Source organism: Kitasatospora sp. NPDC001225, from assembly GCF_053597855.1.
This window is the reverse complement of sequence record NZ_JBSFJC010000089.1, coordinates 1-14,133: the sequence shown is the minus strand read 5'-3', so window position 1 is coordinate 14,133 and position 14,133 is coordinate 1. Positions and strand designations below refer to the sequence as shown.

14 protein-coding genes are annotated in these 14,133 nt (G+C 74.5%); 9 read left to right on the top strand and 5 right to left on the bottom strand.

Annotated elements, in window-relative coordinates:
* Window positions 1-6 precede the first annotated feature (6 nt).
* Window positions 7-1,806, top strand: a complete 1,800-nt coding sequence (locus ACWDCZ_RS26635; RefSeq protein ID WP_449817154.1) for a DUF5719 family protein — start codon at window positions 7-9, stop codon at window positions 1,804-1,806.
* Window positions 1,807-1,857: 51 nt separating this feature from the next.
* Here ACWDCZ_RS26635 and ACWDCZ_RS26630 read toward each other — a convergent pair whose 3' ends face one another.
* Window positions 1,858-2,310 (bottom strand): metallopeptidase family protein, encoded by a 453-nt coding sequence (locus tag ACWDCZ_RS26630; protein ID WP_049659268.1) that lies wholly within the window; start codon window positions 2,308-2,310, stop codon window positions 1,858-1,860.
* A 164-nt stretch (window positions 2,311-2,474) separates the two neighbouring features.
* On the opposite strand from ACWDCZ_RS26630, the gene ACWDCZ_RS26625 reads away from it, so the two are divergent.
* The 6 genes from ACWDCZ_RS26625 to ahcY all read left to right on the top strand — a co-directional run bounded on the left by ACWDCZ_RS26625 (window position 2,475) and on the right by ahcY (window position 8,945).
* Entirely contained in the window at window positions 2,475-2,840 is a 366-nt protein-coding gene (locus ACWDCZ_RS26625) for a DUF3499 domain-containing protein (RefSeq protein ID WP_049659269.1), read from the top strand.
* A gap of 150 nt (window positions 2,841-2,990) precedes the next feature.
* Window positions 2,991-4,376, top strand: a complete 1,386-nt coding sequence (locus tag ACWDCZ_RS26620; protein ID WP_049659270.1) for a phosphomannomutase/phosphoglucomutase — start codon at window positions 2,991-2,993, stop codon at window positions 4,374-4,376.
* 156 nt (window positions 4,377-4,532) lie between these two features.
* On the top strand, window positions 4,533-4,715 hold the full coding sequence (locus ACWDCZ_RS26615; RefSeq protein WP_049659271.1) for a Trm112 family protein: 183 nt from the start codon (window positions 4,533-4,535) through the stop codon (window positions 4,713-4,715).
* A gap of 104 nt (window positions 4,716-4,819) precedes the next feature.
* Window positions 4,820-6,070: an SIS domain-containing protein gene (locus ACWDCZ_RS26610; RefSeq protein WP_375877529.1), complete on the top strand. Its 1,251-nt coding sequence runs from the start codon at window positions 4,820-4,822 to the stop codon at window positions 6,068-6,070.
* Between the two features lie 79 nt (window positions 6,071-6,149).
* A complete protein-coding gene (locus ACWDCZ_RS26605) occupies window positions 6,150-7,127 on the top strand; it encodes a cation diffusion facilitator family transporter (RefSeq protein ID WP_049659434.1) in 978 nt (325 codons plus the stop codon).
* 369 nt (window positions 7,128-7,496) lie between these two features.
* Complete coding sequence (ahcY, locus tag ACWDCZ_RS26600) at window positions 7,497-8,945, top strand: adenosylhomocysteinase (protein WP_049659437.1); 1,449 nt, start codon at window positions 7,497-7,499, stop codon at window positions 8,943-8,945.
* A gap of 72 nt (window positions 8,946-9,017) precedes the next feature.
* On the opposite strand, the gene ACWDCZ_RS26595 is transcribed toward ahcY, so the two are convergent.
* Entirely contained in the window at window positions 9,018-10,043 is a 1,026-nt protein-coding gene (locus ACWDCZ_RS26595; RefSeq protein ID WP_387974164.1) for a hypothetical protein, read from the bottom strand.
* Window positions 10,040-10,552, bottom strand: a complete 513-nt coding sequence (locus ACWDCZ_RS26590; RefSeq protein WP_049661338.1) for a SigE family RNA polymerase sigma factor — start codon at window positions 10,550-10,552, stop codon at window positions 10,040-10,042. Before ACWDCZ_RS26590 ends, ACWDCZ_RS26595 begins: the two co-directional genes overlap by 4 nt.
* A gap of 108 nt (window positions 10,553-10,660) precedes the next feature.
* Between ACWDCZ_RS26590 and ACWDCZ_RS26585 the strand changes: the two genes are divergently transcribed.
* On the top strand, window positions 10,661-11,299 hold the full coding sequence (locus tag ACWDCZ_RS26585) for a hypothetical protein (protein WP_074003857.1): 639 nt from the start codon (window positions 10,661-10,663) through the stop codon (window positions 11,297-11,299).
* 57 nt (window positions 11,300-11,356) lie between these two features.
* Here the strand turns inward: ACWDCZ_RS26585 and ACWDCZ_RS26580 are convergent, their stop codons facing one another.
* Entirely contained in the window at window positions 11,357-12,397 is a 1,041-nt protein-coding gene (locus ACWDCZ_RS26580; protein ID WP_375877527.1) for an RDD family protein, read from the bottom strand.
* Between the two features lie 320 nt (window positions 12,398-12,717).
* On the opposite strand from ACWDCZ_RS26580, the gene ACWDCZ_RS26575 reads away from it, so the two are divergent.
* Window positions 12,718-13,722, top strand: coding sequence for a stage II sporulation protein M (locus ACWDCZ_RS26575; protein WP_387974161.1), 1,005 nt, complete (start codon window positions 12,718-12,720; stop codon window positions 13,720-13,722).
* A gap of 135 nt (window positions 13,723-13,857) precedes the next feature.
* Here the strand turns inward: ACWDCZ_RS26575 and ACWDCZ_RS26570 are convergent.
* On the bottom strand, window positions 13,858-14,133 hold a 276-nt coding region (locus tag ACWDCZ_RS26570), incomplete at its 5' end, for a hypothetical protein (RefSeq protein WP_375877526.1).

The following is a 14,133-nucleotide window of genomic DNA, read 5'->3' as shown; positions in this document are numbered from 1 at the left end:
CCCGCGATGAAGAAGCCCGCATTCAGGAAGAAGTCCGGCGCCGGCGAGGCCGCCGAGCCGGCCGGGCCCGCCGTCGCGGCGGAGCCGTCCGGCCCGGCCCGGACGTCCCGCCCCGGCCGCGGCCGCGGCCCGCTCGCCGGGCGAGCCGGAGGAGCCGGAGGAGCCGGGCGAGCCGGAGGAGCCGAGGGGGCCGAGGGGGCCGGAGCGGCCGGGTCCGGCGGGGCGGCGAAGACCACCCAGTCCCTGCTCGCCGCGGCCGTGGTGCTCGCGGCGGTGTTCGGGATCGCCCAGGTGCGCCCGCCGGCCGCCCCGGCCAAGGCCGGCACCGGAGCCGCCGCGACCACCGCGCAGGTCGAGCGGACCTCGGTGGTCTGCCCGCAGCCGGTCCAGGGCCTGACCGGCTCGACCACGCTCACCGCCTACACCCCGCCCGGGACGGGCTCCGCCACCGGCGGGGCCGGCTGGCTCTCCGACGCGGCCGCGCCCGCCGTGCCCGCCGCCCAGCCGACCACGGCCCCCGCGGCTCCGGCCGCCGCCACCCCGGCCCCGACCGGCTCGGGCGCCCCGGGCGCCCCGGTCCAGGACAAGAACGCGGCGCCCGCCGACGCCCGGCTGACCGTGCCCAAGCCCGGCACCCCGGCCACCGGCCCGGCCGCCAACGGCGACGCCGCGCCCGGCACCGGGGCCGTCGCCACCGGCGCCCTCGCCCCCGGCTTCACCGTCACCCAGACCACGGTGGTCACCGAGCAGCGCGGCCTCGGCCTGTCCGGTCTCACCTGCACCCCGGCCGCGACCAGCTTCTGGTTCGCCGGGGCCAGCACCGCCGCCGACCGGGTCGACTACCTCAGCCTGGTCAACACCGAGTCCGCCGCCGCGGTGGTGGACATCAAGCTGTACGGCGACAAGGGCCTGATCGACAACGACGCCGCCAACGGGATCACCGTCTCGCCCGGCAGCTCCCAGGCCGTCCTGCTGTCGACCCTCACCAAGGGCGCGGTCGCCGACCTCGCGGTGCACGTGGTGGTGCGCTCCGGGCGGGTCGGCGCCGCGCTGCACGCTGCCGACGGCGGCAAGGGCGCCGACTGGGTCCCCGCCTCGGACGCCCCGGCCCCGGTCCAGGTGATGCCCGGCCTGCCCGCCGACACCGCCTCCGCCCGCCTGGTGGTCTGGGCGCCGCCGGAGGACGACGCCGACCTGAAGATCCAGCTGTCCGGCAAGAACGGCTGGTTCAGCCCGGCCGGCAACGAGTCGATCCACGTCAAGGCGGGCATGGTGGCCGCCGTCGACCTCGGCAAGCTCACCCGGGACGAGGTCGCCGGGCTGCGGCTGTCGCCCAGCGACGACAAGCACCGCACCCCGGTCGTGGCCGGGCTGCGGGTCGACCGGGCGGCGGCCAACGGCAAGACGGACGCGGCCTGGTTGACCGGCAGCGACCCGGTCGGCGCCCGCGCCACCGTCGCCGACAACCGGGCCGGCGCCTCCACGCTCTACCTGACCTCCAGCGGCGAGGCCGCCACCGTCCGGGTCACCGCCTCGGCCGGCAGCGGCGGCGGCACCCCGGCCACCAAGGAGGTCCAGCTGCCGGCCGGCGGCACGGTCGCCCTCCCGGCGCCCGAGCCCGCCGGGCTGAACGGCGTCTTCGCGCTCACGGTGGAGACCGTCTCCGGCGGCCCGGTGGTGGCCGCCCGGATGCTCTCCCTGCCGGCCAAGGACGTGCCGATGTTCACCGTCCAGGCGCTGCGCGACGACCGCAGCACCGTCAAGGTCCCGCAGGCCGGCCAGGACCCGGGCGTCGTCCTGCGCTGAGCGCGCCGAGCGGGGCCCGCGCCGGACACCCGGCGCGGGCCCCGACCCGTCTCAGTCCTCGTCGTAGCGCGGGTCGATGGCGTCCGGCGACAGCCCGAGCAGCTCCGCGACCTGTTCGATCAGGATCTCGTGCACCAGCGCCGCGCGGTCCTCCCGGGTCTTCGCCCGGATCTCCACCGGCCGCCGGTACACCACGATCTGGCTCTTGCGCCCCTGCTGGCCCGGCGACACCCGCCCCAGCGGCACGCCGTCCTCGGCGTCGGCGCCGTCCGGCTCGTGCAGCGGCACCTCCTGGACGGCGAACTCCACCTCGATCAACTGCGGCCAACGCCGTTCGAGGCGCTCCACCGACTCGCGCACGTAGTCGTCGAACAGTTCGGAGCGGGTGAGCGAGATCGGCACCTGGGGCGGCGCCAGCGGGCCGCGCAGGCCCCGCCCGTGCCGGTCGCGGTGCCGGGGGCGGCGCGCCGGGCCTGTCGATGACTGCGGTGCGGAGCTGTCCATATCACTGCCGAGGGTAGTCCTTGGACGGTCGGAAGTGGACCACTCCGACCGGGAATCGCACGGGGCGTCGGATACGCGGACCCGGCGCCCGCGGGGCGACACGGCACCCCCTCCGGGCAGGCGGTCTTCGCTCCCCGGCGGGGAGTGCGGTACCGTCCACCCTCGTGAGCTCTGTACGTCGTTGTTCGCGGACCGCGTGCGGCCGGCCGGCCGTCGCGACGCTGACGTACGTCTACGCGGACTCCACCGCCGTCCTCGGGCCGCTCGCCACCTACGCCGAGCCGCACTGCTACGACCTGTGCGCCGAGCACGCCGAGCGCCTCACCGCCCCGCGCGGCTGGGAGGTCGTCCGGCTCGCCGCCGAGGCCGGGCCGCTGCGCCGCAGCAGCGACGACCTGGAGGCGCTGGCCAACGCCGTGCGCGAGGCCGCCCGCCCGCAGACCCCCCGTCAGGGCCGCGGCTTCGAGGGCGAGTCCACCGAGGGCGGCCGCCGCGGCCACCTCCGGGTGCTGCGCTCGCCCGACAACTGACACCCCTCCCGGTACGGGGCGTCTCCGGTCCTGGCACGGGGCGTTCGTCCGGCCCGGGTACGCTGCCCGTCTACCGTCACCGCGCCCGTCGACCGACGCGCGGTGGCCCCGACGTTTCGTGATCAGTCCTAAAACCAGGGTGGAGCCGCAGTGCGCGACCTCAAGCAGCTCGTGAAGGCGTACGACGTCCGAGGCGTTGTCCCGGACCAGTGGGACGAGAGCCTGTCCCGGGCCTTCGGTGCCGCGTTCGTGCAGGTCACCGGCGCGACCGCGATCGTGGTCGGGCACGACATGCGGCCCTCCTCGCCGTCGCTGAGCCTGGCCTTCGCCGAGGGCGCCGCGGCCTACGGCGCCGACGTGGTGCAGATCGGGCTGTGCTCCACCGACCAGCTGTACTACGCCAGCGGCAAGCTCGACCTGCCCGGCGCGATGTTCACCGCCAGCCACAACCCGGCCCAGTACAACGGCATCAAGCTGTGCCGGGCCGGCGCCGCCCCGGTCGGCCAGGACACCGGCCTGTCCGAGATCCGCGAGCTGGTCGAGTCCTGGACCGCCGAGGACGACACCGTCACCGTCCCGGCCAGGGACGTGAAGCCGGGCGCGCTGTCCGCCCAGGACACCCTGCGCGGCTACGCCGACCACCTGCTGGGCCTGGTCGACCTCACCGCGATCCGCCCGCTCAAGGTCGTGGTGGACGCCGGCAACGGCATGGGCGGCCACACCGTGCCGACCGTCTTCGACGGCCTGCCGATCGAGCTCGTCCCGATGTACTTCGAGCTGGACGGCACCTTCCCGAACCACGAGGCCAACCCGCTCGACCCGAAGAACCTGGTCGACCTCCAGGCCAAGGTCCGCGAGGTCGGCGCCGACGTGGGCCTGGCCTTCGACGGCGACGCCGACCGCTGCTTCGTCGTGGACGAGCGCGGCGAGCCGGTCTCCCCGTCGGCGATCACCGCCCTGGTCGCCGTCCGCGAGATCGCCCGCGCCCGGGCCGCCGGCGAGGCCGAGCCGACCGTCATCCACAACCTGATCACCTCCTGGACCGTCCCCGAGGTGGTCCGCGAGCTCGGCGCCAAGCCGGTGCGCACCCGGGTCGGCCACTCCTTCATCAAGCAGGAGATGGCCGAGACCGACGCCGTCTTCGGCGGCGAGCACTCCGCGCACTACTACTTCCGCGACTTCTGGCGCGCCGACACCGGCATGCTGGCCGCGCTGCACGTGCTGGCCGCGCTCGGCGGGCAGCCGTCCGCGCTGTCCGGGCTCACCGCCGAGTACGACCGCTACGCCGCCTCCGGCGAGATCAACAGCACCGTGGCCGACCAGGCCGCCAGCACCGCCGCCGTCCGCGCCGCCTACGCGGGCGGGGAGGGCACCACGGTGGACGAGCTGGACGGCCTGACGGTGGCCGGCCCGGACTGGTGGTTCAACCTGCGCGCCTCCAACACCGAGCCGCTGCTGCGCCTGAACGTCGAGGCCAAGGACCCGGCGAAGATGGCCGAGCTGCGCGACGGCGTGCTCGCCGTCGTCCGCGGCTGAGCCCCTCGCCCGACGCCTCGCCCGACGCCGCGCCCGAGCCCCCGACCGGGCTCGCGCCCGCGCGGAGCGCCTGAGCACGGGCCCCGGTGCCCCGGCCGGTAGGGTTTCCTATCGGCCGGGGCACCTCCGTGCCACCCCCGAACCTTGGAGAGCCCCATGAAGCTCGAATCCTTCCTGCTGGAGATCCTGGTCTGCCCGCAGTGCCGGGCCGCGCTCGTCGAGGGCGGCACCGAGGAGCAGCCCGAGCTGGTCTGCACCGGCGCGGACTGCGGCCTCGCGTACCCGGTCCGCGAGGGCATTCCGGTCCTCCTGGTGGACGAGGCCCGCCGCCCGGCCTGATCCTGGGGGCGACGCCCGGGACGAAGCCCGGGCGGAAGCCCCGGGACGAAGCCGCCCCGACCGCCCCGACCGCCCGTCCAGGACCGCAGCCGGAGGTTCGCCGCATGCTCGACGACACCCTGCTCGACGACCCGGCCGCCCTCCAGCGCGCCGACCACGACCGCGCCCTGCTGGCCCTGGCCGGCGCCGGTGCGCGGGTCCGCACCGCACTGCGGCAGGCCGAGGCGGCCGGCCTCGACCGGCTGCGGCCGGACGGTCGCCCGCGTGCCGTCCTGGTCGCCGGGCACGGCAGCGCGCTGACCGCCGCCGAGATGCTCTCGGCGCTGGCCGGTACGAGCTCCCTGGTCACCCCGCTGCCGCCGACCGAGGCCGCCGCCCCGCGCGCCGACCGGGCCGGCGCCCCGCCCGCCTTCACCGCCGGGCTCGGCTGGCAGCTGCCCGGCTGGGCCGGCCCGCTGGACCTGCTGGTGATCAGCTCCGCCGACGGCGGCGAGCAGGGCCTGGTCGCCCTCGCCGAGCAGGCGTACGCGCGCGGCTGCGCGATCGTGGTGACCGCCCCGGCCGGCAGCGCGCTGGCCGAGGCCGCGCTGCAGGTGCGCGCGCTGCCGCTGCCGTTCGTGGCCTCGGTGCTGCCCGAGGACCTCGCGCCCGTGACGGCCGTCGAGCCGGACCTGCCGGCCGAGGACCCGGCGGCGCTCTGGTCCCACCTCGCCCCGCTGCTGGCGCTCGCCCAGAAGATCGGCCTCACCCAGCTCCCGTACGACGCGCTGCCGGCCCTCGCCGACCTGCTGGACGCCGCCGCGGTGCGCTGCCGCCCGGACGCCGCCGCGTACACCAACCCGGCGAAGGGCCTGGCCGCCCGGCTGGCCGGGACGGTCCCGCTGCTGTGGGCCGAGGGCCCGATCGCCGGGGCGGCCGCCACCCGGTTCGCCGCCCAGCTGGCCGACCGAGCCGGGCGTCCGGCGCTGGCCGGGCCGCTGCCGCAGGTGCTCACCGCCCACCGCGGCATGTTCACCGGGCAGTTGGGCGCGGGCGCCGATCCGGACGACTTCTTCCGCGACCGGGTCGAGGAGCCGGACCCGCTGCACCTCCAGGTCCTGCTGCTGCGGCACGCCCCCGGCGCGGCCGGCCCGGCGGCGCCGGACGAGCAGGACGGCCCGGCCGAGGTGCCGGAGGAGGACGCCGGGCCGCGCAGCTTCGGCGTCTCCCGGGCGCACCGGCTGGCCGCCGCGCACGACGTCCGGCTGACCGAGTACGCGAGCACCCGGCCGGACGCGCTGCACGCGCTGGCCGACCTGGTCGCGCTGACCGACTTCGCCGCCGTCTACCTGGGGCTCGCCGCCGCGCAGTCCTGAGACGGTCGGCCGATCGGGCCCCCGGGGCCGGTACGGTAAGCGCTCGACGACGCCGACCGACCCGTGAGGACCTGGAAGCATGAGCACCGAAGGCGGTACCAAGGCACTGATCGCGGCGCTGTCCGCGAACCTGGCGATCGCCGTGGCCAAGTTCACCGCCTTCGGCTTCACCGGCTCCTCCTCGATGCTGGCCGAGGGCGTGCACTCGGTGGCGGACTCCGGCAACCAGGTGCTGCTGCTGATCGGCGGCAAGCGGGCGCGCCGGGCGGCCGACGAGGAGCACCCCTTCGGGTACGGCCGCGAGCGCTACGTGTACGGCTTCCTGGTGGCCATCGTGCTGTTCAGCGTCGGCGGCCTGTTCGCGGTCTACGAGGGCTGGCACAAGATCAGCCACCCGGAGGCGCTGGACTCCTGGGGCTGGGCGGTCGGCGTGCTGGTCTTCGCCATCGGCATGGAGGGCTGGTCCTTCCTGACCGCGATGCGGGAGTCGGAGAAGGCCAAGGGCAAGCAGAGCTGGACCCAGTTCATCCGCACCGCCAAGGCGCCGGAGCTGCCGGTGGTGCTGCTGGAGGACACCGGCGCGCTGATCGGCCTGGTGCTCGCGCTGTTCGGCGTCGGGCTCACCGTGATCACCGGCGACGGCGTCTGGGACGGCATCGGCACCCTGTGCATCGGCCTCCTGCTGGTGGTGATCGCCGTGGTGCTCGCCCTGGAGACCAAGTCGCTGCTGCTCGGCGAGTCGGCCGACAAGGACTCGGTGCGCCGGATCCGGGAGGCGCTGGTGGACGGCGAGGCGGTCACCCGGGTGATCCACATGCGCACCCTGCACCTCGGCCCGGAGGAGCTGCTGGTCGCGGCCAAGATCGCCGTCAACGCGGAGGACAGCGCCGCCCGGGTCGCGGAGGCGATCGACGCCGCCGAGTCGCGGGTCCGCGCGGTCGTCCCGATCGCCCGGGCGATCTACCTGGAGCCCGACGTGTACAGCGCCGAGAAGGCCGCGGCGGGCGACGACCCGGCCGCCACGCCCGGCGGCCCCGGCCCGGGCGGCGCGCACTGACCCCTCCCGCGCCCCCGTCCCGCTGACCGACCTGTCCCGTACACCGGCCCGTCCTGGGGCCCGGCTTGAGAGCGGGTCGGACCGGGGGCCGAAATCGGTCATCGGCGGACGGCCGGCGGGGCCATCGGTGTAGATTCGTCACCAGAGCCAGAACGTCGCTGCTGATGGCGGTCGATCGGCGGTCCGCACCCCGCGGGGCGCGCGCCGGTCGAGGGAGAGAGGTCCTCCGACGGTTTGTGCTGCGCAACGGGAAGCCGGTCCACCACCACGGACCCGGCGGTCCCGGCGTGGCCGTGCACCCGTACGGCCTGACGCACGCGACGCACGCCCGGACCTATGGCCCCACCCCCATCAGCGAGGAGCAGACGCATGTCGACCGACATCACCGGTGACTTCAAGGTCGCCGACCTTTCCCTGGCGCCGTTCGGCCGCAAGGAGATCCAGCTGGCCGAGCACGAGATGCCCGGTCTGATGGCGATCCGCGCCGAGTACGCCGAGGCGCAGCCGCTGGCCGGCGCCCGCATCACCGGCTCGCTGCACATGACCATCCAGACCGCCGTGCTGATCGAGACCCTGACGGCGCTCGGTGCCGAGGTCCGCTGGTGCTCCTGCAACATCTTCTCCACCCAGGACCACGCGGCCGCCGCCATCGCCGTCGGCCCGGAGGGCACCCCGGAGAACCCGCAGGGCGTGCCGGTCTTCGCCTGGAAGGGCGAGACCCTGGAGGAGTACTGGTGGTGCACCGAGCAGGCCCTGACCTGGCCTGACGGCAAGACCCCGAACATGATCCTGGACGACGGCGGCGACGCCACCCTGCTGATCCACAAGGGCGTCGAGTTCGAGAAGGCCGGCGTCGCGCCGGACCCGTCCACCGCGGACAACGACGAGTTCCGGATCATCCTGGAGCTGCTCAACCGCACCCTCAAGGACACCCCGAACAAGTGGACCGAGGTCGCCTCCACGATCAAGGGCGTGACCGAGGAGACCACCACCGGTGTCCACCGCCTGTACGAGATGCACCGTGACGGCCAGCTGCTGTTCCCGGCCATCAACGTCAACGACTCGGTCACCAAGTCGAAGTTCGACAACAAGTACGGCTGCCGCCACTCGCTGATCGACGGCATCAACCGCGCCACCGACGTCCTGATCGGCGGCAAGGTCGCGGTCGTCTGCGGCTACGGCGACGTCGGCAAGGGCTGCGCCGAGTCGCTGCGCGGCCAGGGCGCCCGCGTGATCGTCACCGAGATCGACCCGATCTGCGCGCTGCAGGCGGCGATGGACGGCTACCAGGTCACCACCCTGGAGGAGGTCGTGGAGATCGCCGACATCTTCATCACCACGACCGGCAACAAGGACATCATCATGGCCTCGCACATGGCCCGGATGAAGCACCAGGCCATCGTCGGCAACATCGGCCACTTCGACAACGAGATCGACATGGCCGGCCTGGCCAAGCTCGACGGCGTCGTGAAGACCGAGGTCAAGCCGCAGGTCCACGAGTGGCGCAAGGCCGACGGCCGCACCATCATCGTCCTCTCCGAGGGCCGCCTGCTGAACCTGGGCAACGCGACCGGCCACCCGTCCTTCGTGATGTCCAACTCCTTCGCCAACCAGACGATCGCCCAGATCGAGCTGTTCACGAAGACCGAGCAGTACCCGATCGGCGTCTACGTGCTGCCGAAGCACCTGGACGAGAAGGTCGCCCGCCTGCACCTCGACGCGCTGGGCGTGAAGCTGACCACCCTGAGCCAGGAGCAGGCCGACTACATCGGCGTCCCGGTCGAGGGCCCGTTCAAGTCGGAGCAGTACCGCTACTGACCGATCAGCGGATCCGACGGCCGGCGCCCTCCCCTCCGGGGGCGCCGGCCGTCGGCGTTCCGCCGGGGCGGTTCAGCGGGTCCAGGAGGCCTCGTCCGCGCCGAGCACCTCGAACCGCTCGAGCAGACCCGCCAGTCCGCCGGCCCCCTGGACGGACGGGAGCCCCGCCGCGGTGCCGTTGGCGCAGAGCTGGACGCCCTTCTCGACCCGGCACACCGGGGTGCCGCCGTTCGGCCGGCCGTCCGCGAACTTCCCGAAGCCGTCCGGCTGGACCGTGACGCTCAGCCACTTGTCGCCGACGGTGTACGACAGGATGGCGCTCCACGGGGGCTCGGAGTCCCTGGTGGGCCGGTGGACCTCGGCGTTCCGCAGCCCGAGGTCGGCGGGCAGGCCGGTCGGGCGCACCGGGAAGGGGACGTCCCAACTGCCGAACTCGGCGCCGGCCGCGACCCGGAGCAGGTCGTCCTGGACCTTCGCGTCCAACCACAGGGTGGCGGTCAGCTGGGCCCAGCGGCCGGAGGCGGTCAGCCAGCGCAGCCCGCCCAGGGACCCCGACGCGTCGGTGAGCAGCCACTGGGCCTCCCGGCCGGCGACCGGGGGCGCGGGGGCGGTGTGCTGTCCGGGGGCGGGGGACTCGCCGGGGCCGCGCAGCAGCTCCAGCTTCAGGGCGGGGGTCGCGTTGAGGACGGCGGTGGTGGTGGCCGCGGTGGTGACGGAACGGCTGTCGCTGTTCGCGTAGCCGACGGCCGGCCGGGCCAGCCACGACGGCAGCCAGCCGAAGCGGGCCTCGGCGCTCAGCGGACCGGTCCGCGCCGCCGGGGTCGGCGCGGCCGTCGGGGACGGCGCGAGCGAGACCGGGGCGGTGGGCGCGGGGACGGCCGGCGCGGGCGGCGCCCCGGCCGGGCGCAGCAGCAGGACGCCGGCCAGGACGGCGGCGGTCGACCCGGCCACCACACCGACCAGGGCCTGCCGGCGGCGGCGCAGCCGGACCCGGCCGCGGGCGATCACCGCCGAGGTGTCGAGTGCGGCGGGCGGCGCCGGGGCCTCGGCGAGGGCACTCAGCCGGGCGGTCAGATCACGCTGCTCGTGCGACCTCATGACGTCCTCTCGGCGGTGGTGGGACGGGGGGAGAGCGTCGTCCGGAGGGTGGCGAGAGCCCGCGAGGTCTGGCTCTTCACGTTGCCCGAGGAGCAGCTCATCGCATCGGCGGTCTGATCGACCGTGAGGTCGCAGTAGTACCGGAGCACCACGGTGGCCCGCTGCTTGGGCGGCAGCGCGGCCAGCGCCTTGCGCAGGTCGAGCCGGGCGTCGAGGTCGGCGGCCACCGACGCCACGTCCACCGGCGCCGCGGTCCGTGACGTCCGCCGCCACCAGGACGAGCGCTGCTCGGCGAGGAAGGTGTTGACCAGCACCCTGCGGGCGTAGCCGTCCAGGTTCTCCACCCGGCCGGCCCGCGACCAGTTCACGTACAGCTTGGTCGCGCACTCCTGCACCAGGTCGTCGGCCCGGTGCCAGTCCCCGCACAGCAGATAGGCGACCTTGCGCAGCCAGCCGCTCCTGGAGGCCACGTACTCCGTGAACTCCACGTCGCGCGTCTGCTTCGCCATCCGCACCCCCTCTCGTCGTGGTGGCGGCGCACCGGCGCGCCGTCCGCCCCTCTAATGCGGGCACCGGCCGGAACGTTGCACGCGAACCGCGGACGTAGGCTTTCCGGCATGCCCAACGGCCGGTACTCGCTCCACGACCCGCACGACCACGTCCCGCTCGGGGAGGAGCGCTTCAGTTGCGCGCCCGGGGCGGCCGGGTGGCGGTACGTCTCCAAGACCTACGCGCCGGACGGCCGGGTGCTCGGCAGCACCGACCTGACGCTGGACTCGCGCGCCCGGCCGCTGCGGCTGGAGCTGCGGGCCGGCGGCTGGCAGGTGCGCGGCGGGGCGGTGGACGGGGTGGCCTGGGTCCGGACCGACGCGGCCGACCCCGGCGGCGAGCACGCGGCGGAGGGCCACGACCGGGCGCACGCCTTCACCGGCCGCTCGCCGGGCTTCCTGGTCGCCACCGCCCGGCTGCTGCGGCTGCGGGAGGGGGCGAGCGCGCGGGTGCGGCTGGTGGCCTTCACCGAGCCGGTGCTGGCGCCGCGCACCCTCGACCAGGGGTGGCTGCTGGAGGGCGTCGACACCCACGAGACGGATTCGGGGCCACTGCTGGTCGAGCGGTACCAGGTGGCGGACCTGGAGACGGGCGAGCAGCAGGTCGTGCACCTGGCGGGCGACGTGGTGCTGGCGGCGGAGGGGATCGAGCTGGAGGAGCTGGAGTCGCCGCCGAACGCCTGGCGGGTGGGGGCGGAGGAGGAGTAGCGGGCCTTCGCGGCCGGGGCTGGTGCGGCAGGGCTGCTGCGGCCGGGGCGGTTCGCCTCAGGCGGGCGGGGCGAAGCCGCTGCCGGCGGCGGGCTTGTCGAAGGACGGGGCCGTCGGGGCGGTCGGTGCGGCTGCCGGGGCCGCGGCGGGGGCCGGGGGAGCCGTGGGCGCGGGCTGCTGGGCCGGCAGGCCGAGGACCCGGACGGGCCGTCCGTCGGCCGGGCCGGTCGGAGCCGGCGCGGGGAGCGGACCGGAGGCCGGGCGGGGAGCGGGCACCTGGGCGGGCACCTGGGCGGGTACCGGTCGGCCGGGTATCGGCCCGGCCGCCCACAGCTGCTGCTGGGCCCGGGTCCACTCCCGCCGCTGGCGCTCGGTGAGCACCGCGCCCAGGTACGCCGCCGGGTGCAGCCCCGGCGCGATCGGGTGGCCGATCAGGGCGGACAGGTCCTCGGCCAGCCGGGTGGACATCCGGTGCATCACCGCCGGGTCCAACTGGCTCGTCCGGCCGAGCAGTTGGCGGACGGCCAGCCAGAGCGGCTCCGGTACCGCGGACAGGTCCATCGCGACCAGCTCGTGGCCCATCGACTGCAGCAGGTGCGGGTGCACCGGCGGCAGCGGGGTGGCGGAGCCGCCCGCACCCGGGGTGCGCTCGCGGACGACCACCGTCCCGGCGAAGATGTCGCCGAGCCGCTTGCCGTCCGAGTGCACCGCCGAGGTGATCACGGCCGGGGCGCCGGTCAGCACGATCATCTCGAAGAAGCCGACCAGCCCGCGCACCAGCGAGTGCCGGAAGCGCACCGGCCCGCCGTCGGTGCGCACCACCCGCAGGCCGAGCGCGGCCTTGCCGAGCGAGCGGCCGCGGGTGAGGGTCTCGACCATCACGGGCACGGCGACCAGGAAGAACACCATCAGGCCGATCATCGTGGCGGCCAGGGCCGCGCCGTCGAGCCCGATCAGCGCGAGGCTCAGCAGCAGCGTGAACACCAGCAGGGCGGCGAACTCCACCAGCAGGTCGATCACGATCGCCAGGGCCCTGCTCGGAAGCTTCGCCGTCTGCAGGCCGAGGACGACCGCCTCACCCGTCACCAGGTCGCTCAAGACACCTGTCCGTTCACGTTCTTGGAGCCGGTACGGCTCGCCCATGGGGATCCGGCGCCTGGGAGGGCGGCGGTGCCGGGGGAGGGAACCACCCCGGACCGGCTCCCCGTGACGCGCTCTCCGCAGTCTGATCCGCAGCCGCAAACATACGGGGCCCGGTGGGCGCACGGGAAGTGAGATCCCGACGGCCGGGGCGGCGGCCGCTGCTGGCATGCTGGGCCGCGCGTGTCCGCCCGGACCCGCCAGCCCGGACCCGCCCGCCCGCGGACCCGCCCGCGCACGCACGTCCGCGCCCGCCGCCGATCTATGGAGCCGCCGAAATGGACCTGGACGTCTTCGTCGCCACCCACCAGGGGGAGTGGGCCCGACTGGACGCCCTCGCCCGCCGGCGCCGGCTCGGCGGGGAGGAGGCCGACGAGCTGGTCACGCTCTACCAGCGCGCCACCGGACACCTCGCCAAGGTCCAGGCCGCCGCGCCGGACCCGGCCCTGGTGAGCCGGCTGACCGGCCTGGTCTCCCGCGCCCGCAGCGCGGTGACCGGCGCCCGGACCAACGGCTGGCAGGACGTCGCCCGCTACTACACGGTGAGGTTCCCGGCCGCGCTCTACCGCTCGCGCCGCTGGTGGGTGCCGGTGGCGGTGGTCTCGATGGTCGCCACCGCACTGCTCGCCTGGTGGATGGCCACCCACCCCGAGGTCCGCAACAGCCTGGTCGCGCCCGAACACCTCCAGGAGCTGACCCGCCCCGGCGGCCAGTACGAGACGTACTACTCGGACCGGCCGGCCAGCTCCTTCGCGGCACAGGTCTGGACGAACAACGCCTGGATCGCCGTGCAGTGCCTGCTGTTCGGGATCGCGTTGGGCATTCCGGTGCTCTACGTGATGTGGACCAACGTGCTCAACCTCGGCATCGGCGTCGGGCTGATGGCCTCCGCCGGTCGCCTCGACGTCTTCCTCGGCCTGCTCATCCCGCACGGCCTGCTGGAGCTGACCGCGGTCTTCGTGGCCGGCGGCCTCGGGCTGCGCCTCGGCTGGACCGTCATCGACCCCGGCCCGCGCACCCGCTCGGTGGCCCTGGCGGAACAGGGCCGCGCGATCATCGGCATGTCGATCGGCCTGGCGACGGTCCTGGCGGTCTCCGGCGTCCTCGAAGCCTTCGTGACCCCGTCCGGCCTGCCGACCTGGGCCCGCATCTCCATCGGTGTGCTGGCCGAGGCGGCCTTCCTCCTCTATGCCCTGGTGCTGGGCCGGCGGGCCGCCGGGGACGGGGAGTTCGGCGATCTGGACGCGGCCGACCGGGCGGACCTCCAGCCCGTCGCGGCCTGAGCCGATGTGATCGACAGGTCTCTGACCTGCTAGTCTCCTACTCGTCCGGCCAAAACCATTGACGTGGTGAGGGTGGGCTAGTAGGTTTGAACGGTTGGGACTGACTGGACAACGGTCGGTCCCGGGCGTTAGTGTCTACGACACCGCCGAATCGAGGCGAGCGTGTTCCACGGAATACGCGTCCTCTGACGAAGCAAAATCCCACGGACGGATCACTCCGAAAGCCTTGATAGGCTTCGGAACGAAGTTCGCAGGAAATCCCCCCAGTGGGAATCGGATGAATGAAGCGCCGGTAAACGGAGCGGAAAACGTCTGGTAAGCTGGAAACACGAAAGAACGAAGCCCGGAGGGTCCGCTGGAAGGCGGTCCGAAGGAAGCGTCCGTTCCTTGAGAACTCAACAGCGTGCCAAA